The following is a 23,518-nucleotide window of genomic DNA, read 5'->3' on the forward strand; positions in this document are numbered from 1 at the left end:
CGTCAGCCGTCGGTCAGGAGGTGCGCACCGGCGTCGTGCCGAGCGAAGGCGGTGCGTCGGGGTCGGGGGCGAACCAGGTGCCCACGGCCGCGCCCTCCAGCGCCTCCGCGACGAGGTCGGCGCTCGTCACCAGCACGCCGATGCCGGCGGCCGAGGCCAGGCGCGCCGCGGAGGCCTTGGTCGCCGCCCCGCCCGTGCCGACGCTGTTCACGACGACGGATCCGAACTCGTAGTCCGACAGGTCGTCATCCGGGGCCACGCGATCGATCGGCCGCGCGCCGGGCTCGCTCGGCGGTCGCGTGTACAGGCTCGCGATGTCGCTGAGGAGCACCAGGGCGTCGGCCCCGATCAGCTGGGCGACGAGGGCGGCGAGCCGGTCGTTGTCGCCGAAGCGGATCTCGTGCGTCGCGACGGTGTCGTTCTCGTTGACGATCGGGAGGATGCGCAGCCCCAGCAGCCGCTCCATCGCGCGCCGCGCGTTCGAGCGGTGGGTGGGGTTCTCCAGATCGCCGGCCGTGAGCAGCACCTGTCCCGCCACGATGGCGAACGGGCGCAGTGCCGCCTGGTAGCGGTAGATCAGCACGTTCTGGCCGACCGCGGCCGCCGCCTGCTGCGTGGCGAGATCGCTCGGCCGTTCATCGAGGTCCAGGTAGGGCATCCCCGTCGCGATCGCACCCGACGAGACGAGGACGACCTCTGTCCCGCGCGCGTGCGCCGCCGCCAGCGCCTCGACGATCGGCTCGATCTTGTGCGCGTTCTCGCCGCTGATCGACGACGAGCCCACCTTCACGACCACGCGACGCGCGCCGAGGAGATCGGCGCGCTCTCGGACGCTCACCATTCGGTGTCGTCCTCGTCACCGCCGAGCCGCTCGGACTCCAGCTCGGCACGCGCCTCCGCCTTGGCGTCCATCCGCTCGTGATACCGCTCCCGGCGCTGCGACGTGGTGCGGCGCGGGTTGAGGTCCAGGCGCGGGTCGGTGCCGCGCGGCGCCGTCATGAGCTCTGCGGCGGACGACAGCGAGGGGTGCCAGTCGAACACGATGCCGTCGCCCTCGCCGATGACCACGGTCGAGCCGGCGACCGCGCCCGCGCGGTAGAGGCCGTCCTCGACGCCGAGCTTCTCGAGCCGGTCCGCGAGGAAGCCCACGGCCTCCTCGTTCTGGAAGTCGGTCTGCTGCACCCAACGCACGGGCTTGGCGCCCAGCACGCGGTAGATGTTCCCGTAGGTCCCGCCCTCGACCCGCACGGTGAACTCCTTCTCGGAGCCCTGCGGACGGATGATGACGCGCTCGGGCGGTGCGGCGGCCGACTGCGCGGCACGGTGCTCGCCGACGATCTCGCCGAGCGCGAACGTCAGGGCGCGCAGCCCGTCGTGGCTCACCGTGGAGATCTCGAACACGCGGTAGCCGCGCGCCTCGAGGTCGGGCCGGACGAGCTCGGCGAGATCGCGGGCCTCGGGCACATCGACCTTGTTGAGCGCGATGAGCTGGGGGCGCTCCAGGAGCGGCACCTGCCCCTCGGGCACGGGGTAGTTGCCGAGCTCCTCGAGGATCACGTCCAGATCGCTCAGCGGATCGCGTCCCGGCTCGAGGGTCGCGCAGTCGAGCACGTGCACGAGCGCCGTGCACCGCTCGACGTGGCGGAGGAACTCGAGGCCGAGGCCCTTGCCCTCGCTGGCGCCTTCGATGAGCCCCGGCACGTCGGCCACGGTGTAGCGCACGTCGCCGGCCTGAACGACGCCCAGGTTCGGGTGCAGCGTGGTGAAGGGGTAGTCGGCGATCTTGGGACGAGCGGCCGAGATCGCCGCGATGAGGCTCGACTTGCCGGCCGACGGGTAGCCCACCAGCGCGACGTCGGCCACCGTCTTCAGCTCGAGGCGGATGTCGCCTTCCCAGCCGGGGGTGCCGAGCAGCGCGAATCCGGGCGCCTTGCGCTTGGGCGAGGCGAGTGCCGCGTTGCCGAGCCCGCCCTGTCCACCGGGCGCGACCACGTACCGCGTGCCGGGAACGACGAGGTCGACGAGCGTCTCGCCGTCGGCGTCCTTGACGACGGTACCGACGGGGACGGGCAGCTCGACGTGCTCGCCGGCGGCGCCGGAGCGGTTGTCGCCCATTCCGAAGCCGCCGTTGCCGGCGGAGCGATGCGGCGAGTGGTGGTAGGACAGCAGGGTCGTGACCTGCGGGTCGGCGACGAGGATGACGTCGCCGCCGTGACCGCCGTTGCCGCCGTCGGGGCCGGCCAGCGGCTTGAACTTCTCGCGGCGGACCGACACGCAGCCGTTACCGCCTTTGCCGGCGCGCAGATGCAGCGTCACCCGGTCGACGAACGTGACCATGTCGGAACTCCTGAGGAAAAAGACGAGGGGCGAGCCGAAGCCCGCCCCTTGCCATGGGATTGAGGAACAGCGCGAGGCTGTCGACGCCCGTGTCGGTCGGGATTACTCCGCGACCGGGACGATGTTGACGACCTTGCGGCCGCCCTTCTTGCCGAACTCGACCGAGCCCGCCGCCAGGGCGAACAGGGTGTCGTCGCCGCCACGGCCGACGAGCGCGCCGGGGTGGAAGTGCGTGCCGCGCTGACGGACGAGGATCTCGCCGGCGTTGACGGTCTGGCCGCCGAAACGCTTCACGCCCAGTCGCTGAGCGTTGGAGTCACGACCGTTACGAGTGGAGCTTGCGCCCTTTTTGTGTGCCATCTGAAGCGTCTCCCTGGCTTACTTGATGCCGGTGATCTTGACGCGCGTGAGGTCCTGACGGTGGCCCTGGCGCTTCTTGTAGCCGGTCTTGTTCTTGAACTTCTGGATGATGATCTTGGGGCCGCGCTCCTCGCCGAGGACCTCGGCGGTCACGGTGACCTTGGCGAGCTTGTCGGCGTCGGTCGTCACGGCGTCGCCGTCGACGAGCAGCACCGCGGGCAGCTCGAGCTTGTCGCCGACCTTGGCCTGCTGGCGGTCGAGGACGACGATCGTGCCGACCTCGACCTTTTCCTGACGGCCACCGGCGCGCACAACTGCGTAAACCACTTCACACCTGTTTCTTGTGTTGGAGCGCACGGCTCCGATTGTCTTTGCGAGACTGGGAAGTCTTGGTGCGGGGCCTCGGCAGGGGCCTGCTGAGTCTCTCGAGCATCGCCATAGGCCTGCGACGCGGACGCACCGAAGATCTACTTTACCGGATGCCGGGACGATGGGCAAAAGCACGCGGGAGCGTGTCGCCGTAGGATGCCACTCGATGACTGTTCTCGTCGACGATCCGCGCTGGCCGGCGCACGGCCGGCTGTGGGCCCACCTCGTGAGCGACTCCGATCTGGACGAACTCCACCGCTTCGCCGCCGCCCACGGCATCCCCCCGCGCGCCTTCGACCTCGACCACTACGACGTTCCCGAAGACGCGGTCCCCCGGCTCATCGCGGGCGGTGCCGAGCACGTCGACGGACATGAGCTCGTGCGGCGCCTGATCGCCTCGGGGCTGCGCGTCACCGCGCGCGAGCGGCGCGGACGCGCCTGAGACGCGTCCGCGCCGACCTCAGTCCTCGGGCGTCGCCGAGACCGGGGTGCCGCTCAGCGCGGCCGTCGTCACACGACGCCGCGAGCGACCCTGACCGGGCGCCTTGGGCTCGGGAAGCGCGTTGAGCACCGAGTCCAGCAGCATGTCGGCCTCGGTCTTCGGCGCCTCGGCGCGCTTCTTGCGGGGCTTCTTCGCGCGCTCGGGAGCGGTGCGCTCCGGGGCGGGGCGCTCGGGCTCCGCGTCCGCGACGGCGGGCGTCTCCCCGACGGGATGGATCGTGGAGGCCGCGATCTGCGCGAGCGCCGACTTGGCGCCCTCCGTGATCACGTGCGTGCCGCCGCCCTGGGCGGCAGCGCCGTTCGAGCCCCCGTTCGAGCCGCCGCGCGAGCGCCGCGGGGAGCCGTTCTGCTGCTGCGGGGCGCGGTGCTTGACGACGGGGTCGTGGTGCACGATGACACCGCGGCCGGCGCACACCTCGCACGGCTCGCTGAAGGTCTCGAGCAGGCCGAGGCCGAGCTTCTTGCGCGTCATCTGCACGAGGCCGAGCGAGGTCACCTCGGCGACCTGGTGCTTGGTGCGGTCGCGGCTCAGGCACTCGACCAGTCGCCGGAGCACGAGGTCGCGGTTGGACTCGAGCACCATGTCGATGAAGTCGACGACGATGATGCCGCCGATGTCGCGCAGGCGCAGCTGGCGAACGATCTCCTCGGCGGCCTCGAGGTTGTTCTTCGTGACCGTCTCCTCGAGGTTGCCGCCGGAGCCGACGAACTTGCCCGTGTTGACGTCGACGACGGTCATGGCCTCGGTGCGGTCGATGACCAGCGACCCGCCGGACGGCAGCCACACCTTGCGGTCGAGCGCCTTCTCGATCTGCTCGGTCACGCGGAACGCGTCGAAGGGGTCCTGCTCGTCCTCGTACTTCTCGATGCGCTCGAGGAGGTCGGGGGCGACACCGGTCAGGTAGGACGAGATGGTGTGGTGCGCGTCCTCGCCCTGGATGAGCATCTTCGAGAAGTCCTCGTTGAAGACGTCGCGGACGATCTTGACGAGCAGGTCCGGCTCGGAGTGGAGCAGCGAGGGCGCGGAGCCGCTCTCGGACTGCGTGCTGATGTGCTCCCACTGGGCGGTCAGCCGCTGGACGTCGCGCGTCAGCTGCTCCTCGGTGGCGCCCTCGGCGGCGGTGCGGACGATGACGCCGCTGGACTCCGGGAGGACCTCCTTGAGGATCTTCTTGAGGCGCGACCGCTCGGTGTCGGGGAGCTTGCGGGAGATGCCGTTCATGGCGCCGCCGGGCACGTACACCAGGTAGCGCCCGGGCAGCGAGATCTGGCTCGTCAGGCGTGCACCCTTGTGCCCGACCGGGTCCTTGGTCACCTGCACGAGCACCTTGTCGCCCGACTTGAGGGCGAGTTCGATGCGCCGCGGCTGGTTGCCGGTCTCCACCGCGTCCCAGTCGACCTCGCCGGAGTACAGCACGGCGTTGCGACCGCGGCCGATGTCGACGAAGGCGGCCTCCATGCTGGGCAGGACGTTCTGCACGCGGCCGAGGTAGACGTTGCCGATGAGGGACGCGTCCTGGTTGCGGGCGACGTAGTGCTCGACGAGGACGTTGTCCTCGAGCACCGCGATCTGCACCCGGCCGTTCTTGGAGCGCACGATCATGACGCGGTCGACGGACTCGCGACGCGCGAGGAACTCGGCCTCGGTCACGACGGCGCGGCGGCGACCCGCCTCGCGACCGTCGCGGCGGCGCTGCTTCTTGGCCTCGAGCCGGGTCGAGCCCTTGATGCGCTGGGGCTCGGTGATGAGCTCGACGGCGCGGCGGCGCGGCGCGGCAGGCGCCTCGTCGGCGTCCGCTCCCCCGCTGCCGCCACGGCGGCGGTTGCGGCGGCGCGAGCTCGAGGACCCCTCGCCCCCGCTGTCGGCGTCGCGGTCCTCGCGATCGCCGCCCGCCTGCCCGGGCAGGGCCGGCAGCGGCGTGATCTCGGGAGCGTAGAAGTGCAGCGCCGTCGAGACGGTCGAGACGAACACCTCGGGAAGCAGCCCGAGCGCGACGGCCGTCAGCGGCTCCGCCGCAGCGTCGGGCTCCGTCGCCGCGGCGGGATCGTCCGCGCCGGCCGGTGCGTCGGCCTCCGCCGCGGCGTCGGCCTCTGCCGGGGCGTCCGACTTCGCCGGGGCGTCGGAGTCTGCCGGGGCGTCCGCCTCCGCCGGGGCGTCGGCTGCAGCCTCGGCCGCTGCCGGGACGTCCGAGTCTGCCGGGGCGTCGGCTGCAGCCTCGTCCGGTGCCGGGGCGTCCGGCTGCGTCTGCGCGGCGTCCTCCGCTGCGGGCACCGGCGCCTCCGCGGAGCGGCTCTCGTCGCTCAGCGGGGCGTCTGCCGCCGCGGGTTCGGGAGTGTCTGTGTCGTTGTGCTCATCGGCCATCACTGGCTTGCTCCTAGCCGCCGGCTCCGCGTGCCGTCGGGCGAAAATCTGGCGGCGCCGCTCCGTGGAGGCCGGGCCGCGAACTCACTCGGTCTGCAGCGGGCGCGAGGCTCGCGCTGCGAAGGGCGTTCATCGCCCGAAGTCTCTGTGATGCCGTCGCGGCGCGGCCGCGCATGCATCGACAGCCATTATCGCACCATCCGAGCCGAATCCGCGATCCCGCCCCGACGCCTCGCGTGTCGATCGCGCACGCTCAGGTCGTGCCGATCGCGTCGATGGGATAATCGCGGGATGCCGACCCGCCTGACCCACACCCGTCCCACCGCCCTCGGGGTGTGGCTCATGATCGCCGGGGCGATCGGCTGGGTCGCGGCCTTCGCGCTCACGCTGGAGAAGTTCCACCTCCTGCAGAATCCCGGGTCGTCGGCCTCCTGCGACTTCAGCGTCGTGGTGCAGTGCGGGGCGAACCTCACCTCCGACCAGGGATCGGTGTTCGGCTTCCCCAACCCGCTCCTGGGGTTGACGGGATGGGTGGCGCCGATGGTGGTCGGCGCGGCCGTGCTCGCCGGCGCGCGCTTCTCCCGATGGTTCTGGCTGCTGTTCTGGGCCGGGATCGCGTTCGCCTTCGGCTTCGTGCTCTGGCTGATCAGTCAGAGCATCTTCGTCCTCGGCACCCTGTGCCCGTGGTGCATGGTCACCTGGGTCGTGACGATCCCGACGTTCTACGCCGTGTCGCTCCATCTGCTCCGGTCCGGGATCGTGCCCGTCCCGCAGCCGCTGCGCGATGTCGCGGGGACGCTCATGGGATGGCTTCCCGTGCTGGCGGTCGTGAGCTACGCGATCGTCGCCCTCGTCGCCCAGCTGCGCCTCGACTGGATCGGCACGCTCTAGAACCGCCTCGGCCTCAGAACCAGATCGCGAGCTCGCGGGTCGCCGATTCGACGCTGTCGCTGCCGTGCACGAGGTTCTGCTGGACCTTGGCGCCCCAGTCCCGGCCGAAATCGCCGCGGATCGTGCCGGGGGCGGCCGTCGTCGGATCGGTCGTGCCGGCGAGCGACCGGAAGCCCTCGATGACGCGATTGCCCGCGAGCCGGATGGCCACCGACGGACCCGACAGCATGAACTCGAGGAGCGGCTCGTAGAAGGGCTTGCCCGCATGCTCGGCGTAGTGCTGCTCGAGCGTGTCGCGGTCGGGCTCGACGAGCTTGATGTCGACGAGGGCGTAGCCCTTCTGCTCGATGCGGGCGAGGATCGCGCCGGTGAGGCCGCGGGCCACTCCGTCGGGCTTGATCAGGACGAGCGTCTCTTCGGTGGGCATGTCATTCTCCGTTCGTGGCGTCGGCGGCTCGTGCGGCGTTGCGCCGATCGAGTTCACCGCCCTTGATGGTGGCATAGGCGTACATCGCACCGAAAACCAGGGCGACGACACCGAGGGCGGGCACGAGGAACGCGCCGAGGGCCACGATCAGCTGGAGCGCCCAGCCGAGGCCGATCCCCCAGGGTCGTCGCAGTACGCCGACGGTCAGGAGCATGGCCAGCGCCAGGACGGCGCCCCCGACGATGCCCCACCAGTCCGCGACGCCGTCCGGAAGCGCATCGAGCCCGAATACCACGAGGCCGCCGAGGAAGACGATGATCGACTCGAAGCCGAGGACCACCGCCGCCAGCGACTCGCGGGCACCGCGGACGCGTCGTTCCCGCGTCATCGCTGCCAGCCGTCCTTCCAGTCCTCTGCGGCGGCGAGCTGCACCGCCTCGCCGGCGAGCACCACACTGCCCGCGATCACGACGGCGCGCCGATCGGATGCCGACGCCCACTCGCGGGCGGCCTCGGCCGCGTCGGCGAGATCGTGGTGCACCGTGACGGGCACCTCCGCCTCCTCCACGAGGTCTGCGATGCGCTCCGGGTCGGCTGCGCGCTCGGAGTCGGGCGCCGTGGCGAACACGTGTGCGGCGGCGGGCACGAGTGCCTGCGCGATGCCTGCGGCGTCCTTGTCTCCGAAGACGCCGAGCACCAGCCCCCACTCGTCGAAGTCGAACGAGTCGCGGAGGGCGGCGACGAGCGAACGCGCACCATGCGGGTTGTGGGCTGCGTCCACCAGCACCGTCGGCGCCACGCCGATCAGCTGGAGGCGCCCGGGCGAGGTGACCTGCGCGAGGCCGTCGGTGAGCACGTCGATCGCGATCGGCTGCGAGCCCGCCCCGATCAGCGCCTCGACCGCGGCGATCGCGAGGGCCGCGTTGTGCCCCTGGTGCGCGCCGTACAGCGGCAGGTAGAGATCGTCGTACGCGGCGGCCAGCCCGCGTACCGACAGCTGCTGGCCGCCGACCGCGAGACGCTGGTCGGTGAGGCCGAACTCGTCGCCCTCGAAGGCGATCGTCGCCTCATGGCTCCGCGCCGCGGCCCGGAGGGGCTCCTGTGCGTCGGCGACCTGCTCGGCGGAGACCGCGATCGCGCCCTGCTTGATGATCCCGGCCTTCACCGAGGCGATCTCGGCGATCGTGTCGCCGAGACGATCCGCGTGATCGATGTCGATCGGGGCGAACACGGCGACGTCGCCGTCGGCGGTGTTCGTGGAGTCCCAGCTCCCGCCCATGCCCACCTCGACCACCGCGACGTCGACGGGAGCGTCGGCGAACGCGACGAAGGCCAGGACGGTGAGCAGTTCGAAGAACGTGAGCGCCGCCTCTCCGGATGCCGCCAGCTCCGCGTCGACGAGATCGACGAACGGTGCGATCTCCTCCCACGCCTCCGCCACCGCGGCATCGTCGATCGGCTCGCCGTCGATCATGATCCGCTCGGTGAACCGCTCCAGGTGGGGGCTCGTGAACAGGCCCGTGCGCAGCCCGTGCGCGCGCACGATGCTCTCGATGATGCGGCTGGTGGAGGTCTTGCCGTTGGTGCCCGTGACGTGGATCACGCGGTAGGTGCGCTGCGGGTCGTCGAGCAGCTCCAGCACGCGCCGGGTGCGCTCCACCCGCGGCTGCACCCACCTCTCGCCCTGTCGCGTGAGCAGCTGGGCGTACACGGCATCGGCCCGGTTGCGATCGCTCATGCGTCCTCCCCCATCCGGGTCACGGCGACGGTGATGTCGCCCTGGTTGGCGTAGGTGCCCGCGGCGACGGTCGCGGTGTGCTCGGCGTCGAGGGTGTGCCCCGACGCGAGCAGCGAGCCCTCGCCGACGCGCACTCGTCCGTCCGGTCCCACGACCGCGTAGTCCAGAGCCAGCGTCTCGGAGCTCACGCCCGCCACCTCGAAGGCCGACGCCACCGCGCGGGCATCCGCGTCGTCCGCGAACAGCAGCTGCAGGCGGATGCGATCGCTGACGTCGAATCCGGCGGCCTTGCGGGTGTCCTGCACGGCGCGGATGACGTCGCGGGCGAGCCCCTCCGCCTCGAGCTCGGGCGTCGTGGTCGTGTCGAGCAGCACGAAGCCGCCGCCCGGCAGCAGCGCGATCGCCGTGCCCTCCGCGACACCGCCGGCCTCCAGGGTGAGGTCGTACTCGCCCTGCTCGAGGGCGATGCCGTCCACCACCACGACGCCGTCCTCGACGGTCCAGACCCCCGCCTTCGCTCCGGCGATGACGTGCTGCACCTGCTTGCCGAGCCGGGGACCCGCGGCGCGCGCGTTGACCGCCAGTCGCTGGCTGATGCCGTAGCGCTCGGCGAGGTTCTCGTCGAGCTCGATCAACTCGACGGACTTGACGTTGAGCTCGTCGCGGATGATCGCCTCGAACTGTGCGAGCGACGACGCATCGGTCACGGCGACGGTGAGACCCGCGAGCGGCAGCCGCACGCGCTTGCCCTCCTTCTTGCGGAGCGCGTTCGCCACCGACGAGACCTCGCGCACGGCGTCCATCGCGGAGCGGATGTCGGAGGCGGGCGCGAACTCCGCCGCGTCGGGCCAGTCCTGCAGATGCACGCTCCGCCCGCCCGTGAGGCCCTGCCAGACGCGTTCGGCCACGAGCGGGATCAGCGGCGCGGCGACGCGCGTGAGGGTCTCGAGCACCGTGTGAAGCGTGTCGAAGGCTTCGGTGCTCGTCTCGTCGCCGTCGGTCACCCCGATCCAGAACCGGTCACGCGACCGGCGGATGTACCAGTTGGTGAGGACCTCGGCGAAGTCGCGCAGCTTGGCCGCGGCCATCGTGGAGTCGAGGGCGTCGAGATCGGCGGCGACGTCGCGGACCAGGTCGCCGGTCAGCGCGAGGATGTGCCGGTCGAGGACGTTCGTGGAGTCCGTGCGCCAGCGCGCCCGGTAGCCCTCGCCTGCCCCGTCCGCGCCCGAGGTGGCCGCGTTGGCGTACGTCGCGAAGAAGTACCACGCGTTCCACAGGGGCAGGAGGAACTCGCGCACGCCGGCACGGATGCCCTCCTCGGTGACGACCAGGTTGCCGCCGCGCAGCACGGAGGAGCTCATGAGGAACCAGCGCATCGCGTCGGAGCCGTCCCTGTCGAACACCTCGCTGACGTCGGGATAGTTCCGCAGCGACTTCGACATCTTCTGCCCGTCGCTGCCGAGGACGATGCCGTGGCACGCGACGCCGGAGAACGCCGGCCGGTCGAAGAGCGCGCCCGACAGGACGTGCATGACGTAGAACCAGCCGCGCGTCTGCCCGATGTACTCGACGATGAAGTCCGCCGGCGCGTGGGTGTCGAACCACTCCCGGTTCTCGAACGGGTAGTGCACCTGGGCGTAGGGCATCGACCCCGAGTCGAACCACACGTCGAAGACGTCCTCGATGCGTCGCATCGTGCTGCGCCCCGTCGGATCGTCGGGGTTCGGCCGGGTGAGCCCGTCGATGTACGGCCGGTGAAGATCGACCTCGCCGTCCTCGTTCACCGGGAGCCGCCCGAAGTCCCGCTCGATGTCGGCCAGCGAGCCGTAGACGTCGACCCGCGGGTGCTCGGGGTCATCGCTCTTCCACACCGGGATCGGCGAGCCCCAGAAGCGATTGCGGCTGATGGACCAGTCGCGCGCTCCCTCGAGCCACTTGCCGAACTGGCCGTGCTTGACGTTCTCGGGCGCCCAGGTGATCTCCTCGTTCAGCTCCAGGAGACGGTCCTTGATCGCCGTCACGCGGACGAACCAGCTCGACACCGCCTTGTAGATGAGGGGGTTCCGGCAACGCCAGCAGTGCGGGTAGGAGTGCTCGTAGCTCGCCTCGCGGAGCAGCCGCCCCTGTGCCTTCAGCAGCCGGATGAGCGGTCGGTTGGCGTCCATCCACAGCTCGCCGGCGACGTCGGCGACCTGCGGCAGGAAGCGGCCGCCGTCGTCGAGGCTCATGATGAGCGGGATGCCGGCGGCCTCGGTGATCCGCTGGTCGTCCTCGCCGTACGCCGGCGCCTGGTGGACGATGCCGGTGCCGTCGCTCGTGGTCACATAGCCGTCGACGAGGATCCGCCAGGCGTTGCCGGTGCCCCACGTCTCGGCGTCGGCGTAGTAGTCGAAGAGGCGGTCGTACTGCACGTCGGCGAGCTCGGATCCCTGGAGCGTCCGCTCCACGGCGGCCCGCGCATCCTCGGGTGAGGAGTACCCCAGGTCCTTCGCGTATCCGGCCAGCAGCTCGGACGCCAGCAGGTAGCGGTGCGCCGTGGCCTCCACCGGCTCGTCGCCGGGGTGGATGTCGGCCGCGCCCGCGGGCCCGCCGGGCACGACGACGTACGCGATGTCCGGCCCCACTGCCAGGGCCAGGTTGGTCGGCAGCGTCCACGGGGTGGTCGTCCACGCCAGCGCGCGCACACCGGTGAGGCCGAGCGTCTCGGCCTTCGCGCCGACCAGCGGGAAGGTGACCGTGACCGAGGGGTCCTGACGCATCTTGTAGACGTCGTCGTCCATGCGCAGCTCGTGGTTGGACAGCGGCGTCTCGTCGCGCCAGCAGTACGGCAGGACGCGGTGGCCCTCGTAGGCCAGCCCCTTGTCCCACAGCTCCCTGAACGCCCACAGCACCGACTCCATGAAGCCCGTGTCGAGCGTCTTGTAGCCGCGCGCGAAGTCCACCCATCGCGCCTGCCGGGTGACGTACTCCTCCCATTCGCGCGTGTACTCGAGGACGGACGACTTCGCCTTCGCGTTGAAGGCGGCGATCCCCATCTCCTCGATCTGGCTCTTCTCGGTGATCCCGAGCTGCTTCATCGCCTCGAGCTCGGCCGGGAGCCCATGGGTGTCCCATCCGAACACGCGCTCGACCTTGTGGCCGCGCATGGTCTGGAAGCGCGGGAAGAGGTCCTTGGCGTACCCCGTGAGCAGATGCCCGTAGTGCGGCAGGCCGTTGGCGAAGGGCGGGCCGTCGTAGAACACCCACTCGGGCGCCCCCTCGCGCTGGGCGATCGATGCGTGGAACGTGTCGTCCTGCTCCCAGAAGCGCAGGACGTCGGCCTCGATCTGCGGGAACCGCGGGCTGGGGACGACGGGCTCCGGCGCGCGGGAGCCGTCCGTGCCGTGATCGTCGGGTCCGAGAGGGTAGGTCATGTCACTCCAGCAGGTTGCGTCGCTTCCTGCGAGGACGACCCTCCCGTCGGAAGGACCGCGGTACCACCCCGCGTTGCCCCGTGGCCGGGACCTCTCTCACTGCGGCTGTGACGGGCCTGCCCCGCTCGGTTCTACTTGCCCGTCGCCGCGGACGGCGATCAGGTGTTCTTCCGAGAGCTCCCCGGTGATGTCCGGATCGATGCTGATCGGTCCATCATACGCGCCCGGTAGAGTCTCGGCATGGCTCGCCGCGAGGATCCCGCGCCGCCGCGCGACAGCACTCCCGACCTCCCCCCGGTCCTTGCGGTCGCGACCGCTCTCGGGCGCGGGGCCGACGTCGCCGGAGTCCGACTGGAGGGCCTGGCCGGTGAGGTCGACGCCTCGCACGGGTCACTGGTGGAGACGCTCTGGGAGGCTCCGTCGCTGGAGCGGCTCGACCTCACGGGCACCACTCTCGCCGACGCGCGATGGACGGAACCGCGGATCGGTGCCCTCGTGGCCCGCGACGCGCGCTGGCGGAACGTGGAGATCACGGGCGGGCGCATCGGCACGGCCGACTTCCTGCGCGCCGAGCTCGACGGCGTGGTGCTCCGCGATCTCCGGATCGATTACCTCGGCCTCCCGGCCGCGCGGGTCGGCCACGTCCGTTTCGTGGGCTGCCGCTTCGGCACGCTGGATCTCCCCGAGGCGCACCTCGATCGCGTCGCGTTCGAGGACTGCCGGGCCGACGAGGTCGACACCCGCGGGCTGCGGGCCGCGCATCTGGACCTCCGGGGGCTCGAGGCCCTGTCGTTCACCGACCCTGCTGCTCTCCGATCGGCCACGGTGACCGCACGCCAGGCGGAGAGTCACGGGCCGGCCCTCGCCGCGGCGCTCGGCATCCGCGTGCTCGGCTGACCTCCCAGCGCGCGACGCCGGGCCTCTACCCCGGGCGCCGCGCGGCGCGGCCCGGTAGACTGTGCCCATCCCACACTCAGGCACGCTCACACAGTGCCGCACATAACGCTCGAGGAGATCTCCATGGCGCACATTCCCGACAAGCCGGCTCTGGAAGGCCTCGAGCAGAAGTGGGATGCCGCGTGGTCCGCGCAGGGCACGTACCTGTTCGATCGGGACGCGGCGGCGCGCACGGGTCGCGCCGGGGTGTACTCGGTCGACACCCCGCCGCCGACGGCGTCCGGCAGCCTGCACATCGGCCACGTGTTCAGCTACACGCACACCGACATCAAGGTGCGCTTCGAGCGCATGCGCGGCAAGACGGTCTTCTATCCGATGGGCTGGGACGACAACGGCCTGCCCACCGAGCGCCGCGTGCAGAACTACTACGGCGTGCGCTGCGACCCCTCGCTCCCCTACGACCCCGACTTCACCCCGCCCTTCCAGGGCGGCGACAACAAGTCCAGCCGTGCCGCCGACCAGGTTCCCATCAGCCGGCGGAACTTCATCGAGCTCTGCGAGAGCCTGACCGAAGAGGACGAGAAGCACTTCGAGGCGCTGTTCCGTCAGCTCGGGCTCAGCGTGGACTGGACCCAGACCTACCGCACGATCTCCGACGACACGATCCGCACGAGCCAGCTCGCGTTCCTGCGCAACGTCGAGCGCGGCGAGGCCTACCAGGCCCTCGCGCCCACCCTCTGGGACATCGACTTCCGCTCGGCCATCGCCCAGGCGGAGCTGGAGGACCGCGAGCAGCCGGCCGCCTACCACCGCGTGGCGTTCCACAAGACCGACGGCACGGGCGACGTCCACATCGAGACGACCCGTCCCGAGCTGCTCGCCGCCTGCGTGGCCCTTGTGGCGCACCCCGACGACGAGCGCTACCAGCCCCACTTCGGCTCCACGGTGCGCACGCCGCTGTTCGACGTGGAGGTCCCGATCCTCGCGCACCCGCTCGCTCAGAAGGACAAGGGGTCGGGCATCGCCATGATCTGCACCTTCGGCGACGTGACCGACATCATCTGGTGGCGCGAGCTCGACCTGCCCAACCGCACGATCCTGGGGCAGGACGGCCGCATCCTCGCCGACGCCCCCGACGTCCTGGTGACCGAGGCTGCGCGCGCGGCCTACGCGGAGCTCGCCGGCAAGACGGTGTTCAGCGCGAAGAAGCGCATCGTCGAGCTCCTGCAGGAGTCGGGCGAGCTGATCGGCGACCCGAAGCCGTTCACGCACCCGGTGAAGTTCTACGAGAAGGGCGACCGCCCCCTCGAGATCGTGTCCACGCGCCAGTGGTACATCCGCAACGGCGCCCGCGACGTCGCGCTGCGCGACAAGCTGATCGCGCTGGGCCGCGGGATGTCGTGGCACCCGGAGTTCATGCGCGTGCGCTTCGAGAACTGGACCAACGGGCTCACCGGCGACTGGCTCGTGTCGCGCCAGCGCTTCTTCGGGGTGCCGATCCCCGTCTGGTACGGACTCGACGAGAACGGGGAGCGCGACTACGACCGCGTCATCACGCCGGATCTCGGACAGCTGCCCGTCGACCCGACCACGGACGCGCCGGCCGGATACGACGAGTCGCAGCGCGGGGTGCCGGGCGGATTCGAGGGCGAGCGCGACATCTTCGACACGTGGGCCACGTCCTCCCTCACCCCGCAGCTGGCCGGCGGCTGGGAGCGCGACGAGGAGCTGTGGAACCTCGTGGCGCCCTTCGACGTGCGGCCGCAGGGCCAGGACATCATCCGCACCTGGCTGTTCTCGACGATGCTCCGCAGCGCCCTCGAGGACGACCGGGCCCCGTGGAGCGATGCCTCCATCTCGGGCTTCATCGTCGACCCCGACCGCAAGAAGATGTCGAAATCCAGGGGCAACGTCGTCACCCCCGCCGACATCCTGTCGGGGCACGGGACCGACGCCGTGCGGTACTGGTCCGCCTCGAGCCGCCTGGGCGCCGACGCGGCGTTCGACCCGCAGAACCCGACCCAGGTGAAGATCGGCCGCCGCCTCGCGATCAAGGTCCTCAACGCCGCGAAGTTCGTGCTGTCCTTCCCGGTGCCCGAGGGCGCCCGCATCACGCACGACCTCGACGCGTCGATGCTCGCGACCCTCGATCAGGTGGTCCGCGACGCGACCACCGCGTTCGAGGCCTACGACCACGCCCGCGCGCTCGAGATCACCGAGGCGTTCTTCTGGACGTTCTGCGACGACTACCTCGAGCTGGTGAAGGAGCGCGCGTACAACCAGGCCGACAGCGGGCAGCCGTCGGCGGCGCTGGCGCTGCGCCTCGCGCTGTCGACGCTGCTGCGCCTGCTGGCTCCCGTCCTCGCGTTCGCGACGGAGGAGGCGTGGTCCTGGTTCGAGGAGGGGTCCGTGCACACCGCGGCCTGGCCGGAGCCGCTCGGCACCGAGGGCGACCCGGCCATCCTCCGCCTCGTGGGAGAGGCGCTCATCGCCGTCCGCCGCGCCAAGACCGAGGCGAAGGCGTCGCAGAAGACGCCGGTCGACACGCTGACGATCGCCGGTCCCCGCAAGGTCCTCGATGCGGTCGGCGCCGCAGAGGGCGACCTGAAGGCCGTCGGCCGCATCGCCGAGATCGCGTACGCGGAGTCGGACGCCCTGGCCGTCACCGACATCGTGCTCGCGCCGCAGGAGGCATGATGCGACTCGGGACGCGCTGGACGAGCGGTGACGCCATCCCCGCGGCGGTGCCGGCCGAGCTGCACGAGCAGATCCGGCTGGTCGATCGCGCCATCCCCGGCGACGGACTCGGGCAGCCGCGCCCGCGCTGGACGCTCACGTTCCTCGAGGGCCGGCCGATCGCCGAGCTCGACACCGGCGTGATGGTGGAACTGGACGCGAGCGGCAGGGTGGTCGTGCGCCACGACGACGAGGACGAGTTCGCCTGAATCCGGGGTGATCAGCCGGGCGTCTCCGCGCCCGCGCGACGCGTCCCACCGATCAGGAGCGGGATCGCGACGATTGCGACGACGACGATCAGCCCGCCGCCGATCCAGAACGGCAGCCGAAGATCGATGCGCCCTACCCAGCCGCCCAGCAGGGTGGCCACAGGGAACAGGCCCCAGGTGAGGGTGCGGATCACACCGAGGACACGGCCGAAGATCTCCCCCGGGACGATCTGCTGGCGCAGGCTCCCCCACGGCACGTTCCACACCGACACCGATCCCGCCGACAGCGCGAACGCTCCGACGGCGGTCCACGCCTCCGGCGCGAGCCCCGTGAGCACGAGGGTGGCGCCGCCGGAGAGGATCGCACCGAACATCACGCGACCGCGCCCGAATCGCGCGACCAGGCGGGGTGCGACGAGCGACCCTGCCAGCGCGCCGATCCCGATCCCCGCGGTGACGAAGCCGATCGCGGCGACGGTCACGCCCATGGTGTCGAGGAAGAAGAGGATGATGACCGCCTGGGCGAACGACAGCGCGGAGCCGATGACCGAGGTGAACACGACCATCGTCCGCAGGTAGCGATGACGCCACAGGTAGAGGAGCGCCTCGCGGGTGCTGATCGGGGCGGCTGCGGGCACGTCGGTGATCGGATCGGCCACGACGCCTGCGGCCACGTCGCCCGAGCCTCCGGCGTCGGCCCCTGCAGCTTCCGGGCGCGGGGACGATCCCCGCAGCGGACGGGCCGCCGATATCGGCAGCAGGATCGCCAGCACGATGGGGATGAGGTACGCGGCGCTGCCGGCCCACAGCGGCAGCGCGAGGGAGACGGCGAACAGGACGCCGGCGATCGGGGTCGCGATGAAACTGTCGATGGTGATCTGCGCCGCCTGCATCCAGCCGTTCGCGCGGTCGAGCTGGTCGCGACGGACGACACCGGGGATGACGGCGTTGGTCGCGTTGTCGAACAGGGTCTCGCCGAGGCCGAAGACGAGGGTGGCGACGAAGAGCGACCAGAGCGAGAGCGTCCCGGTGACGGCGAGGGTCGCGAGCCAGACGGCGACCGCTCCGCGGATGGCGTTGGCCACCGCCATGATGATGCGCCGGTCGAACCGGTCGACGATCATCCCGGCGGGCAGTCCGAACACCAGCCACGGCACGAAGGCGAGCGCGCCGATGACCGAGATCATCAGCGGATCGCGGGTGAGCGTGGTGGCGGCCAGCGGGACGGCGGTGCGTCCGAGCCCGTCGGCGAGATTGCTGAAGGCGGCGGCTGTCCAGAGCTTTCCGAAGTCGGCGCCGAGACGGTCGCGCGCCGGCTTCGCGGTGGCCGCGGGCGCCTGCGAGGTCACCGGGGAAGGATTCCGACGGCGCCGAGGGCCTGAGCCGTACGGCGGTCCTCGACGGCGTCCGTGCCGGGCGCGACGGGCGCGCAGGCCCTGCGCTGCAGGCGGCGGATCATCGCGGCCTCCACGGCATGGGTGAGCGAGAGCAGCAGGCGCTCGGCGCGAGTCGGCAGGGCGCGCGGGGCGAGGTGGGCGCCCGGGTGCGAGGCGAGCGCGGCGGAGATGGCGGTCATGTCAGTGGCCTTCTTCAGGAAGCGGGAAGATGTCGGTGCGGATGCTGATCGGTCGGACGCCCTCGCCGGTCTGGTCGCGGTACTTGTCGACCGCGGCGTCGATGAGCTTCTGGATGCCCGAGATCAGTTCGACTGTCTGCTCGACGGTCATTCGAGCCGTCGCGGTGGAGATCGCCGCCTCGTCCTCGTGACCCTCGGGATCGAGGATCGTCTCGGAGAGGTAGCGCATGAGCTGCTGGTGACGACGGTTGAGGAACTCGGTCATGACCGCCTGCGTGGCGGCCTTCCCCGACGGCGTCTTCATCGCCTCGGGGTTGGTGAACGAGATCCCCCCGCGGGGACGCTCCCACCACCGCTCGCGGGCCGTGCCCCGGTCGTCCACCTCACGGATCAGATCGTGCTTGGCGAGCGCCCGGAGGTGGTAGCTGGTGGCCCCGGAGGACTCCCCCGTCATCTCGGCCAGGGAGCTGGCCGTCTGCGGTCCGAACTGGGACAGGATGTCGTAGATCCGCACCCGCAGCGGGTGCGCCAGTGCCTTCAGAGCACTGGTGTCGAGCATCCGCACATCCTGGCGGGCCTCGTGGGTCGCGTCGGGTGCGTTCTCTTCGCCGGTCATGATGCAAAGATACCTTTGCAGAGGGAATCTTGCAAGCAATATTTTGCAAGCAGTTCTTTGCATGACCGGAACCACCCCGTACGCTGGGGACATGACGGACGACGTGAACCCGCTGCTGACCGATTCGACGCTCCCCTACGGCCTGCCCGACTACCGCGACATCCGCCCCGAGCACTACCTGCCCGCCTTCGCCCGCGCCTTCGCCGAGCATCGCGACGAGGTCGCCGCGATCACCCGCGTGCGCTCGATGCCGACCTTCGAGAACACGATGGTGCCGCTGGAGCGCGCGGGCGATCTGCTCGGACGGGTGGCCCGCACCTTCTACACGGTGTCCTCCGCCGACGCCACGGCCGACATCCAGGCGATCGAAGAGGAACTCGCTCCGCTGATGTCCGCGCACCAGGACGCCATCCAGCTCGACGGTCAGCTCTACTGGCGGATCAAGACGCTCCACGATCAGCTCGATTCCCTCGACCTCGGCTCGGAGGAGCGGTATCTCGTCGAGCGCCACTTCCGCGAGATGACGCATGCGGGCGCCGGGCTCGACGACGACCAGAAGGCGGCGCTCACCGAGCTGAACCAGCGGCTGTCCGTGCTCACGACCACATTCGAGAAGAACCTGCTGGCAGACACCAACGATCTCGCGGTCGTGTTCGAGTCCGCGGACGAGCTCGACGGGCTCACCGAGGGCGAGCTGTCGGCGGCTGCGCGCAACGCGGCCGACCGCGGCCTCGACGGCCGCTACGTCGTGACGCTCACCCTCTTCACCGGCCACCCCTACCTCGCCACCCTCACCGACCGCTCCAGCCGTCGGCGCCTGCTGGAGGCCTCCCGGTCGCGGGGCTCGCGCGGCAACGCCCACGACAACCGCGACGTGCTCCGCGAGATCGTCCGCCTCCGGGCGGAGCGCGCCGCGCTGCTGGGCTACGACACGCACGCCGCCTACGTCACGAGCGATGAGACAGCCGGCTCGCCGGAGGCCGTCCACGCCCTTCTCCGTCGCCTGGCCGCTCCGGCGGCCGCGAACGCGCGCCGGGAGCAGCAGGCACTGCAGGCCATCGTGGACGCGGACGGCGACTCCTTCGCACTGGAGGCGCATGACTGGGCGTTCTACACCGAGCGCGTGCGGCAGGCCGAGTACGACCTCGACCGCACCGCGTTGCGTCCGTGGTTCGAGGCCGAGCGCGTCCTCCAGGACGGCGTGTTCCGCGCGGCGAGCGAGCTCTACGGGATCGCATTCACCGAACGACCCGACCTGCCCGCCTACCACCCCGATGCGCGCGTCTTCGAGATCCACAATGAGGACGGCAGCGCGCTGGGACTCTTCGTCCTGGACCTCTACACCCGCGACACCAAGCGCGGTGGAGCGTGGATGAACTCGATCGTGTCGCAGTCGCGGCTCCGCGGCACGCAGCCCATCGTCGTGAACAACCTCAACGTCCCCAAGCCCGCGCCGGGGCAGCCGACGCTCCTCACCCTCGACGAGGTGACGACGCTCTTCCACGAGTTCGGCCACGCCCTGCACGGGCTCTTCGCCACCGTCACCTACCCGCACTTCGCGGGCACGAACGTGTTCCGCGACTTCGTCGAGTTCCCGAGCCAGGTCAACGAGATGTGGATCTACTGGCCGGAGATCCTGGCGTCGTACGCGCGTCACGTCGAGACCGGGGAGCCCCTCCCGAGCGAGGTCGTCGCCAAGCTCCTCGCCTCGGAGACGTTCAACCAGGGATTCGCGACCAGCGAGTATCTCGCCGCCGCCTGGCTCGACCAGGCCTGGCACTCGCTCGATGCCGAGGCGGCCGCCGGCGACATCGACGTCGCCGCCTTCGAGGCGGCGGCGCTGGCCGACGTCGGGCTCGACAACCCCGTCGTCCCCACCCGGTACTCGTCCACCTACTTCGCCCACGTCTTCTCCGGCGGCTACAGCGCCGGGTACTACTCGTACATCTGGAGCGAGGTCCTCGATGCGGACACCGTCGAGTGGTTCCGCGAGAACGGCGGCCTGACGCGCGCCAACGGCGATCGCTTCCGAAATCTGCTGCTCGGCGTCGGCGGTTCGAAGGACCCGCTGGAGGCGTACCGCGACTTCCGGGGTGCGGACGCCGCGATCGAGCCCCTGCTGGCCCGACGCGGGCTCACGGGCTAGCCGACCGCGTAGACCAACCGCGCGAACTGACCGACCGCCCTGGCCGACACCAGGCGCAGGCGGTCGGCTTCGGCGCGCCGGGGAAGCAGCGGCGCTCCCCCGGTGAGCAGCACCGGAGCGACCGACACGGCGATCTCGTCGAGCGCGCCGGCATCGAGGAACTGGCCCGCGAGATCGCCGCCGCCGACGACCCAGATGTCCGTCCCGCCCGCGGCGGCGCGGATCTCGGGCAGGACGGCGGCGACGGGACCCGAGACGAAGCGGACGTCGGCCCCCTCGGGAACGGGGAGATCCCGCGTGGTGAAGACGAACGTCGGCCGGTCGCCGTGGAACTCCCGCCACTTCTCGGGGTGCGCCAGGATGTCGGACTCCGCGAGGACCCACTCATAGGTCGTCGAGCCCTCGACCAGCACGCCGGCGTTGGTCGGCAGCACCTCGGGGTCGGGGCTCGTGCCGCCCTCGACCGCGAAGAGCCACGCCAGCGAATCGTCCTCGTCGGCGATCCAGCCGTTCAGCGAGGTGGCGGTGTCGAAGATGATGCGGGACATGCGAAAGAACCTAGGGCCTGGCGCCGACATGGACCCGTGCGTCCGCTGCGCGAGGCGGTCACAGCGGCGGGTCGGTGTACAGGCTCGTCGCGCACCCCGTCTCGCCCGGGAGGATCCAGACCGGATCGAACCCCGGCTCGTCGAGGGTGCCGTCGTCGCGCTCGACGATGAGGATGCAGTCGTTGCTCGCCGGTGCGCCGACGGCCACGACCCGCTCCCCGGCTCCTGTGGTCACCAGCTCCACGGTGAAGACGGTCGCGGGGAAGGCGGAGCGCAGGGACTGCTCGGCCGTCTCCGCCGATGGGTCGGTGAGGATGTCGGCGATGACCTCGCGGGCGTCGTCCGGGAGTCGAGGCGGCACCGTGGGCGTGGGTGTGGGCAGCGTCGCCGCGGCGAGGCCGGGAGGACAGTCGATGGGATCCGCTCCGACGAAGTCCGTGCTCGGGAACGTGAACCGGTAGCAGGCGGCTGCCGACCCGGCCGTCGTGCCGCGTTCGCCGAAGGTGGCCGGCGCGCGAGCGTCCACGCGCGAGCGCACGAGCACGTCGACCGTCGCGGCCTGTCCGAGCGCCACGCGCCCCGACCAGGCGATCGGCGTGAACTCGGCCGCGCCGAACGTGCCGGAGAGTCTCTCTGCGGCGACGGTCTCGGCATCCGTCTGCTCATGCCAGTAGCCGAGCCGGTCGACTCGTGCCGCCACCGACCGCTCGACGATGTCGAGCGCGATGCGGTTCCCGTCGCCCGGTCCCAGAACCGCCCCGAACACGGAGAACAGAGCGACGGGCGCGGCGAGCACGCCGACCAGGATGACGACCAGCACCACGCCCGCAAGTGTCACCGCGGCGACGACCAGGCTTCCGACCGCACGCCGCATATCGGCGCGCGCGGGCGGGCCCGGCTCGCTCACCCGATCAGGCGCTCTTGCGCTTCTGTCGCAGGACCAGCGTCGGAGGGGCGCCCTCGGTGACGGCGGCGCGGGTGACGATGACCTTGTCGACGTCCTCGGCCGAGGGGATCTCGAACATGATCGGTCCCAGCACGTCTTCGAGGATCGCCCGCAGGCCACGCGCGCCGGTCTTGCGGGCGACTGCGAGGTCGGCGATGGCACGCAGGGCCTCGTCCTCGAACTCCAGTTCCACCCCGTCGAGCTGGAACATCCGCTGATACTGCTTCACGAAGGCGTTCTTCGGACCGGTGAGGATCTCGATCAAGGCGGTCTGGTCGAGCGGCGAGACGTTCGTGACGACCGGGAGGCGTCCGATGAACTCGGGGATCAGGCCGAACTTGTGGAGATCCTCGGGCTGCACCTCGCTGAACAGATCGAGGTCCTTGCCCTTCTCGTGCAGCGGGGCGCCGAATCCGACGCCATGCTTTCCGACGCGCGAGGAGATGATGTCCTCGAGCCCGGCGAAGGCGCCTGCGACGATGAACAGGACGTTCGTCGTGTCGATCTGGATGAACTCCTGGTGCGGGTGCTTGCGCCCGCCCTGCGGCGGCACGGAGGCGACCGTTCCCTCGAGGATCTTCAGGAGCGCCTGCTGCACGCCCTCGCCCGACACGTCGCGGGTGATCGAGGGGTTCTCGGCCTTGCGGGCGATCTTGTCGACCTCGTCGATGTAGATGATGCCGGTCTCGGCCCGCTTGACGTCGAAGTCGGCCGCCTGCAGGAGCTTGAGAAGGATGTTCTCCACGTCCTCGCCGACGTACCCCGCCTCGGTGAGGGCGGTGGCGTCGGCAACGGCGAACGGCACGTTCAGTCGCTTGGCGAGCGTCTGGGCGAGATAGGTCTTGCCGCATCCCGTGGGCCCGAGGAGCAGGATGTTGCTCTTGGCGATCTCCACCTCGTCGGCGCGCTGCTCGGCCGGCTGCAGCGTCGAGTGCGCGCGGACGCGCTTGTAGTGGTTGTAGACGGCGACGGCGAGGGCGCGCTTGGCGGGATCCTGGCCCACCACGTACTCGGCGAGGAACGAGAAGATCTCGCGGGGCTTCGGCAGATCGAAGTCGGCGACGACGCCGTCACCGGACTCCGCCATGCGCTCTTCGATGATCTCGTTGCACAGCTCGACGCACTCGTCGCAGATGTACACGCCGGGACCGGCGATCAGCTGCTGCACCTGCTTCTGGCTCTTGCCGCAGAAGGAGCACTTGAACAGGTCGGCGCTCTCACCGATGCGGGCCATGGCGCTCCTCCTCAGGGATCTCACAGAACCGCTTCGAGCCTAACCTCTGCCACAGACAACCCGGCGGATTTCGGGCCCCCTGTGTCGATCCGTGATCTCCGGCGTAGAATTCGCCGCCTGCGCGCCCTCCGGAGACCGCCCGGACGATCTCTCGCAGACGCAGCGAAGGGCCCCGGCCGGGAAAGCCGGGGCCCTTCGTGTCGAGCGATGCGT

General features: G+C 70.7%; 21 protein-coding genes. 6 read left to right on the top strand and 15 right to left on the bottom strand.

The genetic code is table 11. The annotated features are described in order from the left end of the window. Nucleotides 1-13: 13 nt before the first annotated feature. The 4 genes from proB to rplU all read right to left on the bottom strand — a co-directional run bounded on the left by proB (nucleotide 14) and on the right by rplU (nucleotide 3,024). Entirely contained in the window at nucleotides 14-838 is an 825-nt protein-coding gene (proB, locus tag ACPWUT_RS07270; RefSeq protein WP_425842217.1) for a glutamate 5-kinase, read from the bottom strand. Further along, on the bottom strand, nucleotides 835-2,337 hold the full coding sequence (gene obgE / locus ACPWUT_RS07275; RefSeq protein ID WP_284527311.1) for a GTPase ObgE: 1,503 nt from the start codon (nucleotides 2,335-2,337) through the stop codon (nucleotides 835-837). The genes proB and obgE overlap by 4 nt, the downstream gene beginning before the upstream one ends. 102 nt (nucleotides 2,338-2,439) lie before the next feature. Next, nucleotides 2,440-2,697, bottom strand: coding sequence for a 50S ribosomal protein L27 (rpmA, locus tag ACPWUT_RS07280; protein ID WP_284527312.1), 258 nt, complete (start codon nucleotides 2,695-2,697; stop codon nucleotides 2,440-2,442). 18 nt (nucleotides 2,698-2,715) lie between these two features. After that, a complete protein-coding gene (gene rplU, locus ACPWUT_RS07285) occupies nucleotides 2,716-3,024 on the bottom strand; it encodes a 50S ribosomal protein L21 (RefSeq protein ID WP_174236301.1) in 309 nt (102 codons plus the stop codon). A gap of 208 nt (nucleotides 3,025-3,232) precedes the next feature. Here rplU and ACPWUT_RS07290 point away from each other — a divergent pair, with 208 nt between their 5' ends. After that, on the top strand, nucleotides 3,233-3,508 hold the full coding sequence (locus tag ACPWUT_RS07290) for a DUF4031 domain-containing protein (RefSeq protein ID WP_284527313.1): 276 nt from the start codon (nucleotides 3,233-3,235) through the stop codon (nucleotides 3,506-3,508). An 18-nt stretch (nucleotides 3,509-3,526) separates the two neighbouring features. On the opposite strand, the gene ACPWUT_RS07295 is transcribed toward ACPWUT_RS07290, so the two are convergent. Further along, entirely contained in the window at nucleotides 3,527-5,929 is a 2,403-nt protein-coding gene (locus ACPWUT_RS07295) for an Rne/Rng family ribonuclease (protein ID WP_425842060.1), read from the bottom strand. Nucleotides 5,930-6,220: 291 nt separating this feature from the next. Here ACPWUT_RS07295 and ACPWUT_RS07300 point away from each other — a divergent pair, with 291 nt between their 5' ends. Then, a complete protein-coding gene (locus ACPWUT_RS07300) occupies nucleotides 6,221-6,820 on the top strand; it encodes a vitamin K epoxide reductase family protein (RefSeq protein ID WP_425842063.1) in 600 nt (199 codons plus the stop codon). 13 nt (nucleotides 6,821-6,833) lie between these two features. Here ACPWUT_RS07300 and ndk read toward each other — a convergent pair whose 3' ends face one another. From ndk to ileS, 4 genes are read right to left on the bottom strand one after another with little or no spacing between them, the layout of a single operon-like run. Continuing rightward, complete coding sequence (gene ndk, locus ACPWUT_RS07305) at nucleotides 6,834-7,247, bottom strand: nucleoside-diphosphate kinase (protein ID WP_284527316.1); 414 nt, start codon at nucleotides 7,245-7,247, stop codon at nucleotides 6,834-6,836. Between the two features lies 1 nt (nucleotide 7,248). Continuing rightward, a complete protein-coding gene (locus tag ACPWUT_RS07310) occupies nucleotides 7,249-7,635 on the bottom strand; it encodes a DUF4233 domain-containing protein (protein ID WP_425842066.1) in 387 nt (128 codons plus the stop codon). Further along, a complete protein-coding gene (locus ACPWUT_RS07315; protein ID WP_425842069.1) occupies nucleotides 7,632-8,984 on the bottom strand; it encodes a bifunctional folylpolyglutamate synthase/dihydrofolate synthase in 1,353 nt (450 codons plus the stop codon). The genes ACPWUT_RS07310 and ACPWUT_RS07315 overlap by 4 nt, the downstream gene beginning before the upstream one ends. Then, the gene (gene ileS, locus ACPWUT_RS07320) at nucleotides 8,981-12,397 is read right to left on the bottom strand and encodes an isoleucine--tRNA ligase (protein ID WP_425842072.1); all 3,417 of its coding nucleotides are present in this window, start codon (nucleotides 12,395-12,397) and stop codon (nucleotides 8,981-8,983) included. The genes ACPWUT_RS07315 and ileS overlap by 4 nt, the downstream gene beginning before the upstream one ends. Before the next feature lie 240 nt (nucleotides 12,398-12,637). Here ileS and ACPWUT_RS07325 point away from each other — a divergent pair, with 240 nt between their 5' ends. From ACPWUT_RS07325 to ACPWUT_RS07335, 3 genes are all read left to right on the top strand, one after another. Then, the gene (locus ACPWUT_RS07325; RefSeq protein ID WP_425842075.1) at nucleotides 12,638-13,294 is read left to right on the top strand and encodes a pentapeptide repeat-containing protein; all 657 of its coding nucleotides are present in this window, start codon (nucleotides 12,638-12,640) and stop codon (nucleotides 13,292-13,294) included. A gap of 123 nt (nucleotides 13,295-13,417) precedes the next feature. Beyond that, a complete protein-coding gene (gene valS / locus ACPWUT_RS07330; protein WP_425842078.1) occupies nucleotides 13,418-15,991 on the top strand; it encodes a valine--tRNA ligase in 2,574 nt (857 codons plus the stop codon). Further along, nucleotides 15,991-16,239, top strand: a complete 249-nt coding sequence (locus tag ACPWUT_RS07335; protein ID WP_284528006.1) for a hypothetical protein — start codon at nucleotides 15,991-15,993, stop codon at nucleotides 16,237-16,239. The genes valS and ACPWUT_RS07335 overlap by 1 nt, the downstream gene beginning before the upstream one ends. Before the next feature lie 11 nt (nucleotides 16,240-16,250). Here the strand turns inward: ACPWUT_RS07335 and ACPWUT_RS07340 are convergent, their stop codons facing one another. From ACPWUT_RS07340 to ACPWUT_RS07350, 3 genes are read right to left on the bottom strand one after another with little or no spacing between them, the layout of a single operon-like run. Continuing rightward, the gene (locus tag ACPWUT_RS07340; RefSeq protein WP_425842081.1) at nucleotides 16,251-17,588 is read right to left on the bottom strand and encodes an MFS transporter; all 1,338 of its coding nucleotides are present in this window, start codon (nucleotides 17,586-17,588) and stop codon (nucleotides 16,251-16,253) included. Continuing rightward, nucleotides 17,585-17,815 (bottom strand): hypothetical protein, encoded by a 231-nt coding sequence (locus ACPWUT_RS07345; protein WP_284527323.1) that lies wholly within the window; start codon nucleotides 17,813-17,815, stop codon nucleotides 17,585-17,587. Before ACPWUT_RS07345 ends, ACPWUT_RS07340 begins: the two co-directional genes overlap by 4 nt. 1 nt (nucleotide 17,816) lies before the next feature. Next, complete coding sequence (locus tag ACPWUT_RS07350) at nucleotides 17,817-18,431, bottom strand: helix-turn-helix domain-containing protein (RefSeq protein ID WP_425842084.1); 615 nt, start codon at nucleotides 18,429-18,431, stop codon at nucleotides 17,817-17,819. A gap of 91 nt (nucleotides 18,432-18,522) precedes the next feature. Here ACPWUT_RS07350 and ACPWUT_RS07355 point away from each other — a divergent pair, with 91 nt between their 5' ends. Continuing rightward, complete coding sequence (locus tag ACPWUT_RS07355) at nucleotides 18,523-20,577, top strand: M3 family metallopeptidase (protein WP_425842087.1); 2,055 nt, start codon at nucleotides 18,523-18,525, stop codon at nucleotides 20,575-20,577. On the opposite strand, the gene ACPWUT_RS07360 is transcribed toward ACPWUT_RS07355, so the two are convergent. From ACPWUT_RS07360 to clpX, 3 genes are all read right to left on the bottom strand, one after another. Then, on the bottom strand, nucleotides 20,574-21,125 hold the full coding sequence (locus ACPWUT_RS07360) for a dihydrofolate reductase family protein (RefSeq protein ID WP_425842090.1): 552 nt from the start codon (nucleotides 21,123-21,125) through the stop codon (nucleotides 20,574-20,576). The two genes, ACPWUT_RS07355 and ACPWUT_RS07360, sit on opposite strands and share 4 nt — an antisense overlap. Nucleotides 21,126-21,183: 58 nt before the next feature. Continuing rightward, nucleotides 21,184-21,948 (bottom strand): hypothetical protein, encoded by a 765-nt coding sequence (locus tag ACPWUT_RS07365; protein WP_425842093.1) that lies wholly within the window; start codon nucleotides 21,946-21,948, stop codon nucleotides 21,184-21,186. A gap of 88 nt (nucleotides 21,949-22,036) precedes the next feature. After that, complete coding sequence (gene clpX / locus ACPWUT_RS07370) at nucleotides 22,037-23,305, bottom strand: ATP-dependent Clp protease ATP-binding subunit ClpX (protein WP_284527328.1); 1,269 nt, start codon at nucleotides 23,303-23,305, stop codon at nucleotides 22,037-22,039. Nucleotides 23,306-23,518 lie beyond the last annotated feature (213 nt).

It is taken from the genome of Microbacterium sp. PA5 (assembly GCF_049860775.1).
Classification (GTDB): Bacteria; Actinomycetota; Actinomycetes; order Actinomycetales; family Microbacteriaceae; genus Microbacterium.